Origin of the sequence: Methylophaga sp. (assembly GCF_965655755.1) — a bacterium.
GTDB lineage: Bacteria > Pseudomonadota > Gammaproteobacteria > Nitrosococcales > Methylophagaceae > Methylophaga.
This window is the reverse complement of the sequence record NZ_CBFHHW010000019.1, coordinates 5,561-22,400: the sequence shown is the minus strand read 5'-3', so window position 1 is coordinate 22,400 and position 16,840 is coordinate 5,561. Positions and strand designations below refer to the sequence as shown.

19 protein-coding genes, 1 tRNA gene and 1 other RNA gene are annotated in these 16,840 nt (G+C 45.3%); 19 read left to right on the top strand and 2 right to left on the bottom strand.

The window, feature by feature from the left end:
- Together ftsX and rpoH are read left to right on the top strand one after the other, a co-directional pair.
- Positions 1 to 731 (top strand): permease-like cell division protein FtsX (gene ftsX, locus ACTF5U_RS07745; RefSeq protein ID WP_438971063.1); only part of this gene is annotated, 731 nt, incomplete at its 5' end.
- 103 nt (positions 732 to 834) lie between these two features.
- Positions 835 to 1,698: an RNA polymerase sigma factor RpoH gene (rpoH, locus tag ACTF5U_RS07740; RefSeq protein ID WP_438971062.1), complete on the top strand. Its 864-nt coding sequence runs from the start codon at positions 835 to 837 to the stop codon at positions 1,696 to 1,698.
- 64 nt (positions 1,699 to 1,762) lie between these two features.
- On the opposite strand, the gene fdxA is transcribed toward rpoH, so the two are convergent.
- Complete coding sequence (fdxA, locus tag ACTF5U_RS07735; protein WP_438971061.1) at positions 1,763 to 2,086, bottom strand: ferredoxin FdxA; 324 nt, start codon at positions 2,084 to 2,086, stop codon at positions 1,763 to 1,765.
- 165 nt (positions 2,087 to 2,251) lie between these two features.
- Here fdxA and ACTF5U_RS07730 point away from each other — a divergent pair, with 165 nt between their 5' ends.
- From ACTF5U_RS07730 to ACTF5U_RS07690, 9 genes are all read left to right on the top strand, one after another.
- Positions 2,252 to 2,545, top strand: coding sequence for a LapA family protein (locus tag ACTF5U_RS07730; protein WP_438971060.1), 294 nt, complete (start codon positions 2,252 to 2,254; stop codon positions 2,543 to 2,545).
- Positions 2,546 to 2,551: 6 nt separating this feature from the next.
- Positions 2,552 to 3,733 (top strand): lipopolysaccharide assembly protein LapB, encoded by a 1,182-nt coding sequence (gene lapB, locus ACTF5U_RS07725; protein ID WP_438971059.1) that lies wholly within the window; start codon positions 2,552 to 2,554, stop codon positions 3,731 to 3,733.
- The gene (gene arsC, locus ACTF5U_RS07720) at positions 3,730 to 4,080 is read left to right on the top strand and encodes an arsenate reductase (glutaredoxin) (protein ID WP_438971058.1); all 351 of its coding nucleotides are present in this window, start codon (positions 3,730 to 3,732) and stop codon (positions 4,078 to 4,080) included. The genes lapB and arsC overlap by 4 nt, the downstream gene beginning before the upstream one ends.
- A gap of 4 nt (positions 4,081 to 4,084) precedes the next feature.
- Complete coding sequence (wrbA, locus tag ACTF5U_RS07715; protein WP_438971057.1) at positions 4,085 to 4,675, top strand: NAD(P)H:quinone oxidoreductase; 591 nt, start codon at positions 4,085 to 4,087, stop codon at positions 4,673 to 4,675.
- Complete coding sequence (locus tag ACTF5U_RS07710; RefSeq protein WP_438971056.1) at positions 4,672 to 5,037, top strand: DUF2069 domain-containing protein; 366 nt, start codon at positions 4,672 to 4,674, stop codon at positions 5,035 to 5,037. Before wrbA ends, ACTF5U_RS07710 begins: the two co-directional genes overlap by 4 nt.
- A 44-nt stretch (positions 5,038 to 5,081) precedes the next feature.
- Complete coding sequence (locus tag ACTF5U_RS07705) at positions 5,082 to 5,306, top strand: hypothetical protein (RefSeq protein WP_438971055.1); 225 nt, start codon at positions 5,082 to 5,084, stop codon at positions 5,304 to 5,306.
- An 84-nt stretch (positions 5,307 to 5,390) separates the two neighbouring features.
- Positions 5,391 to 6,197: a biotin--[acetyl-CoA-carboxylase] ligase gene (locus ACTF5U_RS07700; RefSeq protein WP_438971054.1), complete on the top strand. Its 807-nt coding sequence runs from the start codon at positions 5,391 to 5,393 to the stop codon at positions 6,195 to 6,197.
- Positions 6,194 to 7,183 carry a type III pantothenate kinase gene (locus ACTF5U_RS07695; RefSeq protein ID WP_438971053.1) on the top strand — a complete coding sequence of 330 codons (990 nt, stop codon included), beginning with the start codon at positions 6,194 to 6,196 and terminating at the stop codon, positions 7,181 to 7,183. Before ACTF5U_RS07700 ends, ACTF5U_RS07695 begins: the two co-directional genes overlap by 4 nt.
- Positions 7,184 to 7,203: 20 nt before the next feature.
- Positions 7,204 to 7,294, top strand: a tRNA-Ser gene (locus ACTF5U_RS07690).
- 38 nt (positions 7,295 to 7,332) lie between these two features.
- Here the strand turns inward: ACTF5U_RS07690 and ACTF5U_RS07685 are convergent.
- Positions 7,333 to 10,764: an EAL domain-containing protein gene (locus ACTF5U_RS07685; RefSeq protein ID WP_438971052.1), complete on the bottom strand. Its 3,432-nt coding sequence runs from the start codon at positions 10,762 to 10,764 to the stop codon at positions 7,333 to 7,335.
- Between the two features lie 247 nt (positions 10,765 to 11,011).
- On the opposite strand from ACTF5U_RS07685, the gene ffs reads away from it, so the two are divergent.
- The 8 genes from ffs to infA all read left to right on the top strand — a co-directional run bounded on the left by ffs (position 11,012) and on the right by infA (position 16,704).
- Positions 11,012 to 11,108, top strand: an RNA gene (gene ffs / locus ACTF5U_RS07680) — signal recognition particle sRNA small type.
- Positions 11,109 to 11,147: 39 nt separating this feature from the next.
- Positions 11,148 to 12,854 carry a DNA polymerase III subunit gamma/tau gene (dnaX, locus tag ACTF5U_RS07675; protein WP_438971051.1) on the top strand — a complete coding sequence of 569 codons (1,707 nt, stop codon included), beginning with the start codon at positions 11,148 to 11,150 and terminating at the stop codon, positions 12,852 to 12,854.
- A 15-nt stretch (positions 12,855 to 12,869) separates the two neighbouring features.
- Positions 12,870 to 13,178 carry a YbaB/EbfC family nucleoid-associated protein gene (locus ACTF5U_RS07670; RefSeq protein ID WP_438971050.1) on the top strand — a complete coding sequence of 103 codons (309 nt, stop codon included), beginning with the start codon at positions 12,870 to 12,872 and terminating at the stop codon, positions 13,176 to 13,178.
- Positions 13,179 to 13,189: 11 nt separating this feature from the next.
- Positions 13,190 to 13,789 carry a recombination mediator RecR gene (gene recR, locus ACTF5U_RS07665; protein WP_438971049.1) on the top strand — a complete coding sequence of 200 codons (600 nt, stop codon included), beginning with the start codon at positions 13,190 to 13,192 and terminating at the stop codon, positions 13,787 to 13,789.
- 31 nt (positions 13,790 to 13,820) lie between these two features.
- Positions 13,821 to 15,005 carry an EAL and HDOD domain-containing protein gene (locus ACTF5U_RS07660; protein ID WP_438971048.1) on the top strand — a complete coding sequence of 395 codons (1,185 nt, stop codon included), beginning with the start codon at positions 13,821 to 13,823 and terminating at the stop codon, positions 15,003 to 15,005.
- A 3-nt stretch (positions 15,006 to 15,008) separates the two neighbouring features.
- Positions 15,009 to 15,731 carry a leucyl/phenylalanyl-tRNA--protein transferase gene (gene aat / locus ACTF5U_RS07655; protein WP_438971047.1) on the top strand — a complete coding sequence of 241 codons (723 nt, stop codon included), beginning with the start codon at positions 15,009 to 15,011 and terminating at the stop codon, positions 15,729 to 15,731.
- Entirely contained in the window at positions 15,728 to 16,432 is a 705-nt protein-coding gene (locus ACTF5U_RS07650; protein WP_438971046.1) for an arginyltransferase, read from the top strand. The genes aat and ACTF5U_RS07650 overlap by 4 nt, the downstream gene beginning before the upstream one ends.
- Positions 16,433 to 16,485: 53 nt before the next feature.
- On the top strand, positions 16,486 to 16,704 hold the full coding sequence (gene infA, locus ACTF5U_RS07645; protein WP_008290604.1) for a translation initiation factor IF-1: 219 nt from the start codon (positions 16,486 to 16,488) through the stop codon (positions 16,702 to 16,704).
- The last annotated feature ends 136 nt before the right edge of the window (positions 16,705 to 16,840 follow it).

Sequence of the window (16,840 nt, the reverse complement as noted above, 5' to 3'; positions counted from 1 at the left end):
AGATTTCGTTATTTTTGCATCATTCAACACCTGACCCGCGTGGCAAACAGTTAGCAGAACAATTACTTACCTGGCCGGACATTAATGCCGTTAGTTACCAGTCTTCTGAACAATCGTTAAAAGAATTCCGACAACTGTCAGGACTGACAGATCTACTGGATACATTGCCTAAGAACCCTTTGCCACCCGTAATCATCATTCAGCCTACGGCTTCGCAGCATGAAGCCGAGGCATTATCAGCCCTTCTAGAACGCTTGCAGAACATGCAGGAAGTTGAGTTGGCTCAACTCGATATGGAATGGTTACAGCGCTTACGAACCATCAACGAAACAGGTGAGCGCGGTATCAGTATTCTGTCTATTTTACTGTCGCTGAGTGTGTTGTTAGTAATCGGTAATACCATTCGCCTAGCCATATTGAACCGACAGACAGAGATCCGCGTAATCAAACTGGTCGGCGGAACCAATGCGTTTGTCCGCAGACCTTTTCTTTATACCGGTTTCTGGTATGGACTTTTGGGAGGCGTAATCGCCTGGGTCACTTTGCTGTTAACCTTAGCAACGATTAATGGCCCAGTTAATCGTCTCGCTTCTCTCTACGACAGCCAATTCTCATTGTACTGGTTGAGTGGGCAAATGTTTATCGCATTACCTCTTTTCGGAACGTTGTTAGGCGTCTTGGGTGCTTGGCTCGCAGTAGGTCGTCATCTCAATGAGATAGAGCCTACATAAACCCATTTTGCAGAAACTTTTACCTAATTTTCCCGTCTTACTCTGTATGCAATTAAGCAAATAATGCTAATATAATTGAGATGACTCTCAGGAGACTGCATAAATGACAACGAATGTGGCCAAATACGAAATGGCACTGGCACCGATTGGAAACTTGGATGCCTACACTAGCTTAGTCCATACAATCCCGGTTCTTACTGCAGAAGAAGAATACGATCTCGCGACGCGACTGCAGCAAGATGGTGACTTGGAAGCCGCCCAGCGGTTGGTATTATCACATCTTCGCTTTGTGGCCAGAATTGCCAAAGGCTACAGTGGCTATGGTTTGCCTGTCGCTGATTTAATTCAGGAAGGCAATATAGGCCTGATGAAAGCTGTAAAACGCTTTAACCCGGAAAAAGGTGTGCGGCTTGTTTCGTTTGCTGTGCACTGGGTACGCGCTGAAATTCATGAGTATGTTATCCGCAATTGGCGCATTGTTAAGATTGCCACCACCAAAGCGCAGCGCAAACTGTTCTTCAACTTGCGTAGCGCCAAACAACGCCTGGGTTGGTTAAATCAGGAAGAAGTCCAAGCGGTTGCCGAGGATTTAGGTGTCACCCCAGCCAATGTGATGGACATGGAACGACGTCTGGCCCAGCCCGATGCCTCGTTTGATTTACCAGCGGACAACGGTGATGACGAAGAAACGCACTTTTCACCAGTCGCCTATTTATCCGCACCGGAAAATTCTGATCCATCGCAGCAACTGGAACAGGATGATTTCAGCGATTATCAGCAACAAAAACTGAGTAATGCGCTGGCTACCCTAGACGACCGCAGTCGCGATATCATCATGCAACGCTGGCTGAATGATGAAAATAAAGCCACTCTTCACACACTGGCAGATCAATATGATGTTTCAGCGGAACGTATTCGTCAGATTGAAAATAATGCGATGAAAAAGCTTAAGAAAGTTATGGCTTAATACGACATATCACTCAAAAAAAAGCCCGCTCAAAGCGGGCTTTTTTATGTCTTTTTATCGAAAATTATCTTTCCAGCAATGCCGTTTTATCTGACTTACCATCCCATTCTTCTGCGTCAGGCAATGGATCTTTCTTTTCTGCGATTACTGGCCAAACTTGCGATAACTCTTCATTTATCTGCAAGAATTCCATTTGCTCATCCGGTAAATCATCCTCTGAAAAAATCGCTTCAGCAGGACATTCAGGCTCACAAAGAGTACAGTCAATACACTCATCAGGGTCAATTACGAGAAAGTTGGGACCTTCGTGAAAACAATCTACTGGGCAGACATCAACACAATCAGTATATTTACATTTAATACAGTTTTCTGTGACAACAAAGGTCATGGTGAATTCTCCAAAATCACGATTTGATACAGGACCGACCTGTCATTAATTAAACGGTAATTCTACATGATTTACCCCGATTCTGGGCAAGGATCGTTTTTGCGGTATGATCAGTACAGTGGGAAGCGTGCCCCAAACATAAGTAATTTTGAGGAACTCCGCAGTATGCGAAAAATCTTTTTTTTAGTCATTTTTATTCTGATTTTTTTAATCAGCGCAGCCTTTGCCGCATTCAACATGAACGCTGTCACCGTTAATTATTATTTCGGTGATCTCACAATGCCCCTTTCGGCCCTGTTGGTCATTGCCATTCTTTTGGGGGTTCTGTTAGGTGCGATCGTGTTAGTGCTCGCAACGTTGAAACTCCGTTATGAGAACCGTCGCCTGAAATCTAAGCTTTCCGTCTCGGAACAAGAAATCGACAGTCTACGGATTCTACCTATAAAAGATTCGCACTAGAAATCTATGTTTGAATCACTCTTTTTATTGCTTCCGATCGCAGCTCTATCCGGCTGGCTAATGGCTCGTCGCCATTACAAACGTCGGTATCGTGCACAAGACGCGCCGTTCAGTCCAGAATATTTCAAAGGGCTGAACTACCTCCTGAATGAACAACCAGATGAAGCGATTGATGTGTTCATTGGCTTACTTGAGGTCAATAGTGAAACAGTTGAAACTCACCTTGCTTTAGCAAACTTATTTCGTCGTCGTGGAGAGACCGAGCGTGCTATTCGCATTCATCAAAATCTCATTGCCCGTCCCACTCTGAGCAGCCAGCAGCGTATACAGGCACTGGTTGAACTGGGGCTTGATTATATGAATGCAGGGGTTTTAGACCGCGCAGAACAGCTCTTTTTAGAATTATTGCAACAACGGCCTATTCCACCAGAGGCACCAAAGCAATTACTGCGCATCTACCAGCAGGAAAAGAAATGGCAACAAGCAATCGATATGGCTAAGCAAATCACGTCAGATAAAAAGATTAATACACATGCATTAATCGCCCAGTTTTATTGCGAATTAGCGGATCCTATCGTTGAGAAAGATCCGCATCAAGCATTGGGATTACTTCGTCATGCACACCAACACGATCCAAACTGTGTTCGCGCCAGTTTACTGGAAGGCAAAATCTTGATTCAGTTGTCTCAATATCGTAAAGCGATGCGTGCCCTTCAGAAAGTTGAACAACAAAATCATTATTTCTTGTCTGAAACATTACCTCTACTGCAAGAATGTTACGAACATGTCAGCAATATTCAGTCCTTTAAGGACTGGTTAAATGCGCTGTTAACACGTCATCCACACTTAACCTCTGCGCGTATCACACTGACGGACCTGATTCAGCAACAGCAAGGTAATCAGGCCGCTCAAAAATTTCTGTACCGGCAGCTTCATCAACATCCCTCAGTTGAGGGCCTGCATCACCTCATCATGATAGGTGAAGATAATCATCAGGTTTTAATCCCACTCATTAAAGATGTGACGACTGCATTAATTCACAAAGGTGACCGCTACACGTGTAAAAACTGTGGCTTCTCAGGGCGTACAATGCACTGGCAGTGTCCAGGCTGTTCACAATGGGCGACCATTCGCCCCATAGAAATCCATTTATCAGCTTTAGAAAAATTATTGGAGCCTTCCCGATGACAGCAATTCAGATTTTGCATAATCCCCGTTGCAGCAAGTCCAGACAAACATTGGCCTTGATAGAAGAAAAAGGGATTCAACCTGAAATCATAAAATATTTGGAGTCACCGCCCAGCGAAACTGAGCTCAGAGCGATTTTAACTAAATTAGATCTTTCTGCCAGAGAACTGCTTCGCAAAGGCGAGGACGATTACAAAGCGCTCAACCTGAAAGATAAAACGCTGAGTGAGGACGACTTAATAGCAGCGATGGTCGAGCATCCAAAATTAATTGAGCGTCCAATTGTGATTAATCAGAATAGAGCCCGAGTCGGTCGACCTCCTGAATCTGTACTGGATATTCTGTAATAACATGACCAATATTCTCGTTTTATATTACAGCCGCAGCGGTCATGTCAAAACTATGGCAGAGCACATCGCGCGTGGTGTCGAGACTGTGACAGGTTGTCACGCCCTTCTAAGGACAGTGCCAGCCGTTTCTTCAGTCTGTGAAGCTACCGAAGATGAGATCCCGGCAGAAGGTCACTTATATGTCACGCATGATGATTTGAAAGATTGTTCAGCATTAGTGCTTGGCAGTCCGACACGGTTTGGCAATATGGCTGCGCCGATGAAATATTTCATCGACAGTACCAGTGATATTTGGTTATCCGGTGAGCTTTCGGGGAAACCGGCAGCCGTATTCACTTCCACCGGCAGCTTACATGGTGGCCAAGAAACAACCTTACTCTCAATGATGTTGCCTCTCCTTCATCATGGCATGATTTTGATGGGTTTGCCCTATAGTGAATCCGGGCTGATGCTCACACAACAAGGCGGAACACCTTACGGACCGAGCCATGTCGCTGGCAGTCAGAATGATCAAAATCTTACTGAAATTGAAGCCCAGCTCTGTCGTGCTTTAGGAAAGCGCATCGCAACCACAACGTTGAAACTACAATGATCTCTGCTCCGCTTTTTCGCTGGCTTACACTGGTCAGCTATTTTGGTTTAATGTTGACTTTACTTGGCTGGATTATCCTTGCACCGCATGCAGAAAGTTATCCCATTTCAGCCTGGATTTTAATTGGTATCGTCCCGCTGCTGTTTCCCTTGCGAGGCCTACTTTATGGGAGACCCTATACACACGCATGGACCAGCTTTTTGATGTTGTTTTATTTCAGTCACAGTGTTGGCGAGGTATATAGTGCTGAGCAATTGAGTCTGTATCCTGTTATGGCGCTACTCTTCAGCACCGTGTGTTTTTGTAGCACCATTCTCTTTATTAAGTTTCAGGCAAAAATGAGAAATGAATCACAAAACTAATTATGGTAAAGTGATATAAATCCAATAGTTGTTGGAGAAATATTATGAGCAGCATTTCAGCATTTCAATCAGGCATCGCCGGTTTCCAAGGTGGAATGTACTCGGCTGCCCAAAACACTGCCGAAATTGCCCGTGGCGGTCAAACCCTAGAAGAACTGACCTCATCACTAGTTCAACTCGACGCCAGTCGCAGACAAGTTGAAGCAGCAGCTAAAGTAATTCAGACCAGCAATGATCTTGTCGGTACCTTGATCGATATCAAAGTCTAACAAAACTCTTCCATCAACCGCTTCACAGCTTACTTACCACCCTGATAGACTATAAAGCACCCTTTTCTCAGCAAGAATTTTCTTTTGACAGACCCTGCCTTTTCGCCTCTTTCAGAGACTGCTATTCGTGATGCGCTTGAGCGCAGCGCAAATGACAAGCTTGATGAAATTCTTATTCAGCCAACAGTGGCTTCTACCAGTGATTCACTTTGGGAACGATTTAGCACAGGAAAAATAACCCCTGCTGTTTGTATGGCAGAGACTCAAACAGCCGGAAGAGGACGGCGGGGGGATCAGTGGCAGTCACCACCTACAGGCAATCTTTACTTATCATTATTTTGGCCGCATTGCGCAGAAAAGCCGCGTCATGGACTGAGTATTGCCGTAGGAATCAGCTTAATAAATAGCCTCAAGGAAGCTGGAATCAACCAGTTACAGCTTAAATGGCCTAATGACGTGCTATTTAATAGACAAAAGCTGGCGGGAATTCTAGTAGAATCAAGGTTTAACACCAAACAATTTACCGTTGTGGGCATCGGCCTTAATTTCAAGCTTCCACCGTCCACGCAGACTTTAATACAACAACCATCCACCAGCCTTGAACAACTCTGTGCTTCCGTACCTTGTCGTAACTGGCTGGCAGGCAGAATAATACAAAACATGATTGAAACAATTGAACTGTTCGAACACAGAGGTCTTATCGACTTTTTGCCGCTGTGGCCACGCTACGATGCATTACATGAACAAGCGATCACCCTAGTCGATGGCAACAACACCCGTACACCTGCGATAGCCTGTGGCATTAACGAGCAGGGTGAACTTCGATATATGCGGAACAACCAAATCCACCTACTTTCTAACAGCCACATCAGCATCAGGTTTGCCTCATGAAGTTATTGGTCGATATCGGTAACAGCCGAGTTAAATGGGCAACCATGGATAAAACAGGCATAGGTGAAAGCCAGAACTTTCAGCGGGGAAAGACCGGCATCAAAGCCGCCCTAAATAAAGCCTGGAAAAAACTTGAAGACGTTGAGGCTATATATGTAGCCAATGTGGGTGGCGATAAAATTGCCGAGCAATTAACGGAATGGACTGAAAAACAGTGGCAGCTTAAACCCATCGTTATCCATACAGAAAACAAACGTTTCGGAGTCAGTAATGCTTACGATGAACCTGCAAAGTTAGGGGTTGACCGCTGGTTATCACTTATCGCGGCAAGACAACATGCGCGTCAGGCACAATGTGTCATTGACTGTGGCACAGCAATCACTATCGATATCGTCAGCAAAAATGGACAACATCAAGGCGGCATGATTCTCCCAGGATTAGGGTTGATGCGAAGCTCACTGGCCGCAAATACGCATGCATTGACCGATGAACCCGATGAAAAGGAATTCAACACTTTGGCAACAAATACGTTCAGCGCCATTCAGGCGGGAACGCTCTACAGTGTTACCGCAACGCTGGAACGAATCATCACTGACCTGAAAGACAACTTCGATGACAAAGTCCGTTTTATCATTACCGGCGGTGATGCCGAAAGTTTGTTACCGCTTCTTCCTGAGAAGATTAGTCATTACCCTAATATCGTTCTCCGCGGTCTTGCGTTTTATGCACGTCAGGATGATAAGCAAAAACGCTCTGATAAAAAAACCGATAAACATCGCGGTGAAAAGACAAGCACTGTTTCAGATGAATCAACTAACAGGAAAACGTCGGTAACGCTTTATATAGAAAAAAAGGCCAAAGCAGAGACAAAAGCTAAGCCAAAAACGAGGCGACCCCGTCGAACCAGAGCAGCTAAAACGGATCAGGGCATATCCACAAACACGGATAAATCTGACGCATCATCATTGCCAGAAGAGACGATCTAGGGTAATCTTCGCCCCCTTACGGAGAAGTGGCCGAGTGGTTGAAGGCGCACGCCTGGAAAGTGTGTATAGGTTTATAGCCTATCGAGGGTTCGAATCCCTCCTTCTCCGCCACAATTCAAACATCTTCTAAAATCTTTCTTGAAGTTTGATTATTCAGATACATTAAATTTATCTTTCTCTTCTTTAGCGTCTTTTTCCATTAAAAAACGCTGTTCAAACTCACTCGCAGGCATTGGTTTAGCAAAGAAATAACCTTGCAACCAGTGACAACCGATTTCCTCCAGCATCTTTTTCTGACTCGCTGTTTCTACTCCTTCGGCAACCACTTCAATTCCCAGATGCCTGGCCATATGCGTGATCGCCACAATAATAGCCCGATCATCATCATCGACTTCCAGATCGCGAATAAAGGAACGATCGATTTTGAGGTAATCAATATCCATTTCTTTCAGATAGGATAGTGAAGAATATCCCGTACCAAAGTCATCGACAGCGATCTGGATATCTGCCTGCCGTAATTTTTTCAACAGGTGGCCACTTTCCGCATGGCGTTGCATTAATACACTTTCGGTAATTTCAAGTGTAATCAACCGGGCATCAATGCCTTGCTCGCGTATGCACGACAACCAGTCTAATCGGCCTCGCTGATTACCAAAATTGTGGGCCGAGCGATTGACTGATACATGCACATCTCCCAAACCTTTCAACTGCCATGCTTTAATCTGACGACAGACCTGACTAAAGACAAAATCATCAATTTTTTCAATCATGCCCATACGTTCAGCCTGAGGGAGGAAGTCGGCCGGAGATATAACGCCGCGCTCTGGGTGATGCCACCGGACCAAAGCCTCAGCACTTCTACATGGCGAATCCGTATTTGCTGCAATTAATGGCTGGAAATGCACCTCGATTTCGCCTTTGTCAATGGCTGCCTCCAGTTCATTCATAATAAAGGTTCGCGAAAGCCAGCTTAGTTCCAACTCGGTGGTATAAAACTTAAAGGCACTGCCGCCCATTTCTTTTGCGGCGTACATAGCTCTGTCGGCATTCTGTATCAACATCCCGGTTTCAATTGCATCATCAGGATAAAATGTAATTCCCACACTGGTAGTGATACGCAAAGTTTGGTCTTTAATCGTGATTGGTTTCTCAATAGCCGTAATCAGCTTCTGGGCAACACTGACTGCGTGACTCTTATTATCAAACTCGTTGAGAATAATGGTGAACTCATCGCCGCCCAAACGAGCTACTGTGTCCACCTCCCTGACACACTCTTTGATACGTAATGCCATTTGTTTGAGCAACTCATCACCAAACTCATGACCTAAGGTATCGTTGACGTCTTTAAACCTATCCAGATCCAGAAACATCAAGCACAACTTTTCACGACTTCGGCCACAATGTAAGACGGATTGCTGCAAACGGTCAGTAAACAAACGGCGATTGGGTAGATCCGTTAAAGGGTCGTAATTGGCATGGCGTTGAATTTCAGCCTGAGCCGCCTTTATCGCAGAAATATCAGAAAAAACACCAACCATATTGCTGACATTACCAGAAGTGTCATACACCGCTGACATAGAAACATAAGCTGGAAACATATCATTGGTCTTATGTCTGCATTGTATTTCACCACGCCAGATACCCTCATGTTTCATCGCAGTGGCAAAGTTATCTGACAATTTCTGAAAATCAGTCTCCGGAAGATCACGGATAAGAAAACTCGGATACTCCCCTATTACCTCATCACTGTTATAGCCCGTAATTCGCGTAAATGCTGAATTTATGGCAATGATCTTTTTGAAATCATCGGTAATCATCATGGCTTCACTGGCGGAATTAAATGCCACATCCGATAGCAGCAGTTTTTGTTCTGTTAACTGCATTTCATCTAAAACGTCACGAATACGTTTTTCCGATTCCTGCGCACTATTTTTCGCTTCTGACAGTTCTTCTGTGCGGAGGCTGACCTCAGTCGAAATACGATGGGTTCTACCACTAATACTCAGAATTAGCATAGCGAAAAGTGCGCTGAGCAAAAAACCACCAATCAATGCAAACTCTGCAAGTTTGGTCGAGGCGGACTGTTCAAAACGCTCAGTGGAATTAAAAACCAAACGCATTGAACGCCCTGCCAAGGTAAACCTTACTTCATGACTGAGGGATGAAGTATTAGAGGCCGGCTGATTGAAATAAAATTCACCCGTTTTGTCGTCTTGCCATTTAAGGGTAAAATCACTTAACTCGCCTTGTTTAAGAATTTCATCTACAAAATCCTTCACCCTCAAAACGATATTGACCAGACCAAAAATCTCACCGCGATCTGGGTTCAAGGTCAGATCACCTTTCGCCGTCTGATAGATTGGCCGATAAATGAGCAGCGCATCGACACTATTATTATCTCTAAGAATTTTAAGCGGCGGTCTCGCTGTTGCCTCCCCGCTGGCTATCGCTTTATCAATAACGAGCTTGGATAATGGTGTAGAGGTCGGATCAAACCCTCGAGCAGGTTTATTATCCCACTCAGGTTCCAGGTAGGTGATTGGGAAATATTCATCACGTTTTCCGGCTGGACCTAACTGCCCCTTTGCCACAAACTCGGTGATGGAAAAACTATCACCGAAATAAGACCGTTGCTGTTGCTCATAGGCTTGCCGCTGGTTGTAGGTAATGCGAGGCAGCCATTCCACGACCTGAACATATCTGTTTTTATCGATCGACCATCGAACAAACTCACTGAATTCAGCACGGGTGACCTCATCAGAAGACACAAATAATTGCGAAACGCTCTCTTGAATCAACTCTTCTGCTCTCAGCGCGATTTGAAATAAGGTTCCGACCTCCTGCGTTCTTATTCGGAATCTATCCTCAATTCGATTATCTTCGAATTGTTTGATATTTGAAGTCAATATCACAATGACCAGTGTAAATACCAATGTATGAGCGGTCAGTATGCCTCTTCGGCTTCGCCATAATTTGTGAGGCTCGGCAATAAAACTCATCACAAGCGGTAAGAACACCAAAATACCCAAAGCATCGCCAGCCCACCAACCCGCCCATGTGGTTTTGAAATTGATGCCTTCAGAAGTTGCCAGTTCCATGGTGCTGACGCTCACCGTTGCGCTGATAAGGCAGATAAACGGCACGCTAAACAGAAACCTTAAAATATCTTTATCAAAACTCAGTGTTAAAGGTTCACTGACAAACCGGCGAATAATGCGACTTCCGATCGCGGCCTGAAGCAGTGAAGCGAGAGCAATGATCGTAGGTAATAGATAAAAAGCAGGATCCAGCCAGTCAGAGTTATTAGACAAAAATAGGTTGAGACTGAAAGAGCCGATTAAAATGCCGGGCCAGACATGAGCTAAAGGGAATGACAAACAGGCAGCCAAAGCAATACCGGCGGGGAAAAAAACGACCGCAGTATAGTCATTGATTGACGCGATTTTCAGACTAAGAATGCCTGTCGCAATGTAGAACAATGCGAGCACAAGACTCAACTTAGAAATGGTCTGTAAACGCTTTTTCACTGGCTCGTCTGCACTATTGTCCTTGCTTTTCAGTTCGCTGGCTTTTTTCATCATTGAAAAATCGTTTTTCCCTAACCGGAGACTATTGCAGCCACGAACACATTATCGGTCACTGAGTCGATTTCATAAGCTTATTTTTGTGAGATGGCCCCTTATTATCGCAGTTTGCAAATTAACAGCAGTTTGGACCCGTTCAACTGTTCGGTAAGTTATTGTTTAACCGGCATAGAAAGCTATTAGCGAATGCAATATGGAAAATTGATTCATAAACGCATAAACTATTGCGTTCTATGGTGGCCTGCATCGGTCTCCTCGCGACGATATGTTGGTGACCCCGTCAGGCCCGGAAGGGAGCAGCGGAGCCTTCGGATTCGGGCGCCGAGATCCGGCTGGTGTGGGTCACCACCCTAATTTATTTAACGGGTGGCGTATAACCGATGAGTTATTTGGTTCTGGCCCGCAAGTGGCGACCTAAATCCTTCGCGGAAGTAGTGGGACAGCAACATGTGCTGCGCGCCCTGATCAATGGCCTTGATCAAAACCGCCTGCATCACGCTTTCCTGTTTTCCGGCACCCGGGGTATCGGTAAAACCACGCTTGCACGTATTCTCGCCAAGTCACTCAATTGCGAACAAGGCATAAGCTCAGAGCCTTGTGGGCAATGTCAAAGTTGTACAGAAGTTGATAATGGTCGGTATGTTGATCTTATCGAAGTCGATGCGGCATCCCGTACTAAAGTCGATGACACCCGTGAATTACTGGACAACGCACAATATGCACCTAGTCAGGGACGATATAAGGTTTACCTGATTGACGAAGTGCATATGCTTTCAACCAGCAGTTTCAATGCGCTATTGAAAACGCTTGAAGAACCTCCTCCACACGTCAAATTTCTATTTGCCACCACCGACCCACAAAAACTTCCAGTCACGATTCTGTCACGGTGTCTGCAGTTTAATCTGCGTCGACTCAACCTGAAACAAATCAGTGATCACTTAGCGTATATTCTGCAACAGGAAAATATCAGTGCTGAATCAGAAGCACTGGAGCAATTGGCACGTGCTGCTGATGGCAGTATGCGTGATGCTTTAAGCCTGTTAGACCAAGCCATTGCGTTTGGTGGCGGCGAAGTCAGTAGTGACAGCGTGTTTCAAATGCTTGGCAGTATCAGCCAAGGACAATTAGTTCAGATACTGGAAGCGTTGTTAAAACAAGATGGTAAAGCACTATTGGCGCAAGCCAACGAACTGGCAGCATTAGGGCGTGATTTTCAGCTTGTATTTGATTTTTTGCTGACAGCATTACAACAAATTGCGACGCTCCAAATGGTTCCTGATATGGATCCGATTGAAGGTAGCTCACCACAGCTAAATGAACTCGCCACACAATTTGATCCGGAAACAGTTCAACTTTTATATCAAATCGCCCTGCACGGAAAACGCGACCTATCATGGGCCGCCGATCCGAAAAGTGGTTTCGATATGACGCTATTACGCATGCTGAGTTTCCAGCCCGCCACACCACCAGAGCTTGAGGATAAACCACTAAAAAAGTCGTCCTCACCCAGTAAGCCGGTCGTGCAAACACCACCGGCTGGCGAAATCGTATCTCCAATTTCAGAAGCGCCGGTCAGTCAGGCTGTCAAACAACCTATAACTCGGCAGGAACCATCACCCCAGCCACAAACAGAAACGATCGTAAAAGCAGCCAATGACTCTGAGCCAGAGCCAGAAAACCTAATTTCTGTTGATTTATCACCTGCTAACTGGACCCAGATCATTGCTGAACTTAAATTATCAGCTCTGACGCGACAACTTGCAGAAAACAGTGCTTTGATTAAATATGAGCATGAGTCAATCTATTTGTCGCTTTCCCCTGAGCTCGGACATCTGGCTACAGATAACTCGAAACAACGTTTGAAAGCCGCATTATGCAAAAGATTAGGGCAAGATTTAAAACTGGTCTTTTCGGATGCTGACAAAACGGTTGGAGCGGGTCCGACGCTGGCGATTGAACGTGCTGAAAAACAAGCAGTCAAACAACAACAAGCTGTCGAATCAATTCATAACGATCCGACTGTTGAAATCATCAAAAATACGTTTAATGCCCGTATAATTGAAAACTCAATTAAACCTATTGATTAATTAAGAGGAACTGCCATGAAAGGTGGATTAGGCAACCTAATGAAGCAAGCGCAGGAAATGCAGGCGAATATGGAAAAAGCCCAGCAGGAACTCGCGAACGTTGAAGTAACCGGTCAGAGCGGTGGCGGTATGGTCAAAATCACCATGACCGGCAAACATGATGTTAAGCGCGTTGAAATCGAAGATGTCCTGTTCGAAGATGATAAAGAAATGCTGGAGGATTTGCTTGCCGCAGCGGTGAACGATGCGAACCGTCAGGTCGAAAAAACAACCCAGGATCGAATGTCGGGCATGATGCCACCCGGCATGAAAATGCCATTCTGAACGGATAATTTATGGCCAGTCTAGGACCCAGCATAGACGAGTTGATCAGTGCCTTGCGATGCCTGCCAGGTGTCGGTCCGAAATCTGCTCAACGTATGACATTTCATCTTCTCGAGAGAAATCGTGACGGTGGTGAGCGTCTGGCTAAAGCCTTGATGGCCGCCCTGAACAATGTGCAACATTGCCGTCGATGCAGAATTTTATGTGAAAATGAAGTCTGCATCCGTTGTCAGGATGAGCGTCGAGATCAAAATACGCTTTGTATTGTAGAAATGCCTAGCGATGTGTTGGCCATTGAACAAGCAACGCATTACAAAGGCCAGTATTTTGTCTTATCGGGTCATCTTTCCCCTCTAGATGGAATTGGTCCCGAGGCGCTCGGCATCCCTAGGTTAATTGAGTGGATGGATGAGAAAACGATCGCAGAAGTGATTCTTGCCACCAACCCGACCGTGGAAGGCGAAGCAACCGCACACTTTATCAGTGAGCTCGCTCGGGAAAGGCAGATAAAAGTAACGCGACTGGCTCACGGTATTCCTTTGGGTGGTGAGCTAGAGTTTATTGACAGTGGTACACTGTCCCATGCCTTCTCGGGTCGGGAATCGATTTGAGCTGACTCATTAGCTAAGAGAGCATTTGCCTATGGCCGACCAACAAGCGCCTTTTGAACTGCTGAAAACATTTTCCGGTTTAATTCATCGTCAGCCCTTGTTTATAGCGTCCGAACTAAATGTCGACAGCTATCACCTATCGTTTCTTGATATCCATGGTCAAAAGCTCAATGATGACAGTCAGGTTCCTGACTTTATTGAAAAGCTGCCGGCAATCTTACCTGCAATCAACCACCGTCAAAAAGCCTTATTAACTATTCCTGAATCCTGGCAGGACGCACTTTTAAATCTGCAAAATATCGGCATGGAGCTCACGCTCGATATTGATGACATTGATGTTCCTGATATCAACAACAAAGCATTCAGCTTTGCGTGTCATGCAAATGACACCAATGGGCATGGCCATAGCAAAACCCTGTTAATCGATTTGCAGCAGTTCAAACCACAAGATTTGGATAAGCAAATGCCTCAGTGGCGACAAGCACATCAGATTCTGTGTGCTACCAACGTCAATGCTGCAGCGCAATATAAGTTCTGTATGAAAAATGACTTAGACCTGCTGCAAGGTATGTTCTATACCCTGCCTGATGCCAAAGATAACCAAAAAGTCGCTCCTTCTGCTCAAACATTGATGGAGCTTTTGGTAAAACTTCAGGAGCCCAATGTTGAACCTGAAGAACTCGCAGACACCATAAACCAGGATGTCACGCTTAGTTACAAGCTATTACGATTGATCAACTCTGCATTCTTTGGTCTGCCCCGTGAGGTCAGTAATACCAAACAGGCTGTAATGATGCTCGGTTTGAATAAAGTTAAAACCTGGGCCAGTTTGTTATGTCTGTCAGGTATGGACGATAAACCCAATGAATTGCGAAGTGTAGCGATGATTCGTGCACGTATGTGTGAGCTATTAGCGAAGTATTACAAAGGCCAGTCAGATACTTTTTTTGCTGTTGGTCTGTTTTCAACATTGGACGCGCTAATGGATAGACCTTTGGCTGAAATAGTCGAAAAACTGCCTCTGTCACCAGAACTTAAGATTGCATTAACTGAGCATCAGGGCCCTGCGGGTTTTGCGCTTCAGGATGCGCTGCACTATGAACGTGGTCAATGGGAAGAGCTCGAAAACTCACCAATGCCACAAGAAGTACTGGTCAGAACCTATCTGGATTCAATAAACTGGACCAAAGAACTCAATTTAGAACTTAAAGATTAAATTATGTCTATCACCTGGTTAGCGGCCACAACCCAAAGTCGCTTTCCTCCTGTCGAGCAAGCGACGGAGCATGGCCTTTTAGCCGCAGGCGGCGATCTCTCAGCCCAGCGTCTGCTGGATGCCTATCGCCATGGTATTTTCCCATGGTTTAATAAAAATGATCCCATTCTATGGTGGTGTCCTGATCCGCGCATGGTGCTGTTTACCGATCAAGTTCGTATCAGTAAAAGTCTGAAAAAAACACTAAGAAAGCAAACCTTCACGGTGACATTTGATCAGGCTTTTGAGCAGGTTATGCAGGCCTGCTCTGCTCCGCGGGACAATCAACCCACGGATCCTGACAACAGGACCTGGATTCACGAAGAGATGATCAAGGCTTACAAAGAATTACATCGCTTGGGTTATGCACACAGTGTAGAGTGCTGGCAACAAAACAAACTCGTTGGCGGTCTCTATGGAGTAGCCATCGGCAAAGCATTTTTTGGGGAATCTATGTTCAGTTTTGTCACGGACAGCTCAAAGGTTGCACTGGTAGCCCTTTGCCAGCAATTACAGCGCTGGGGTGTACCATTAATAGATTGTCAGATATATTCAGAACACCTTGCCAGTATGGGCGCGGATGAAATTCCTCGAAGCTTTTTTATTGAACATCTTCAGCAGTTATGCCACGAAAATGAAGCCGGTGGTGTTTGGCAGATAGATGAAGACTTACCGGCAAGCTCATGAGCCTTAATTTCTATCAGGATCAGCCCCATGCCTGCTCCTACCTGGAGGGTCGGCGAGCGCGTAACATCTATCCTGATCCAAACAAACCGATTAATAAAACGGTATACAGCCATCTTATTGAGCATGGATTCCGCCGAAGTGGAGATCACATATACCGGCCCTTTTGTCCGGACTGTGAAGCCTGTGTGCCCGTCCGGATTAACCTTTCCGAATTCAAACCAAGCCGAAGTCAACGACGCTGTCTGCAACGAAATAGTGATGTTCAGATAAAAGTTAAACCAGCCGAGTTCAATAACCAACATTATGAACTGTATTGCCGTTATATCGCCGGGAGACATCCTGGTGGCGGTATGGATAATCCCAGTGCCGAAAGTTACGTAAACTTTCTGACAAGTAGTTGGTGCGATACCGCCTTTATAGAGTTCTGGCTGCAACATAAATTGATTGCAGTAGCGGTGACGGATTTCATCAACAATGGTGCATCCGCATTTTATACATTTTTTGACCCCAACCTACCCAAGCGCAGTCTTGGCACGTTCGCGATTCTGAAACAGATTGAGTTAGCAAGAAACTATGATCTTTCATGGCTTTACCTGGGATACTGGATCGAAGAAAGTCCTAAGATGCGATACAAAACCAACTTCTCAGCACTGGAGGCTTATCGCACCCGCTGGGTTAAAGTCGATAAAAACTTTGAATAATCAGTGATATTACGGCAAAATGGTCGTTTTAAACCAAGGTCATTACAACTTTTATGGCAAAAGAAGAACATATCGAATTTGAAGGCACTGTCATTGACACGATGCCGAACACCACTTTCCGGGTTGAGTTGGAAAACGGTCACGTTGTTACGGCTCATATCTCAGGTAAGATGCGTAAAAACTACATCCGTATTCTGACGGGTGATAAAGTCACTGTTCAATTAACACCATACGACCTCAGCAAAGGTCGCATCGTTTACCGCGCACGCTAGACACCTCGCCATGCCAGCCATGGCACACCCTCTCGTAATCGAATAAGAAACAGGCTTATCTGAATCAGATAAAGTCCGGCTGTCTATGGCTGCCGAATACTTGTTTGAGGGCGACAAAGATCATCAGCACAAAGGC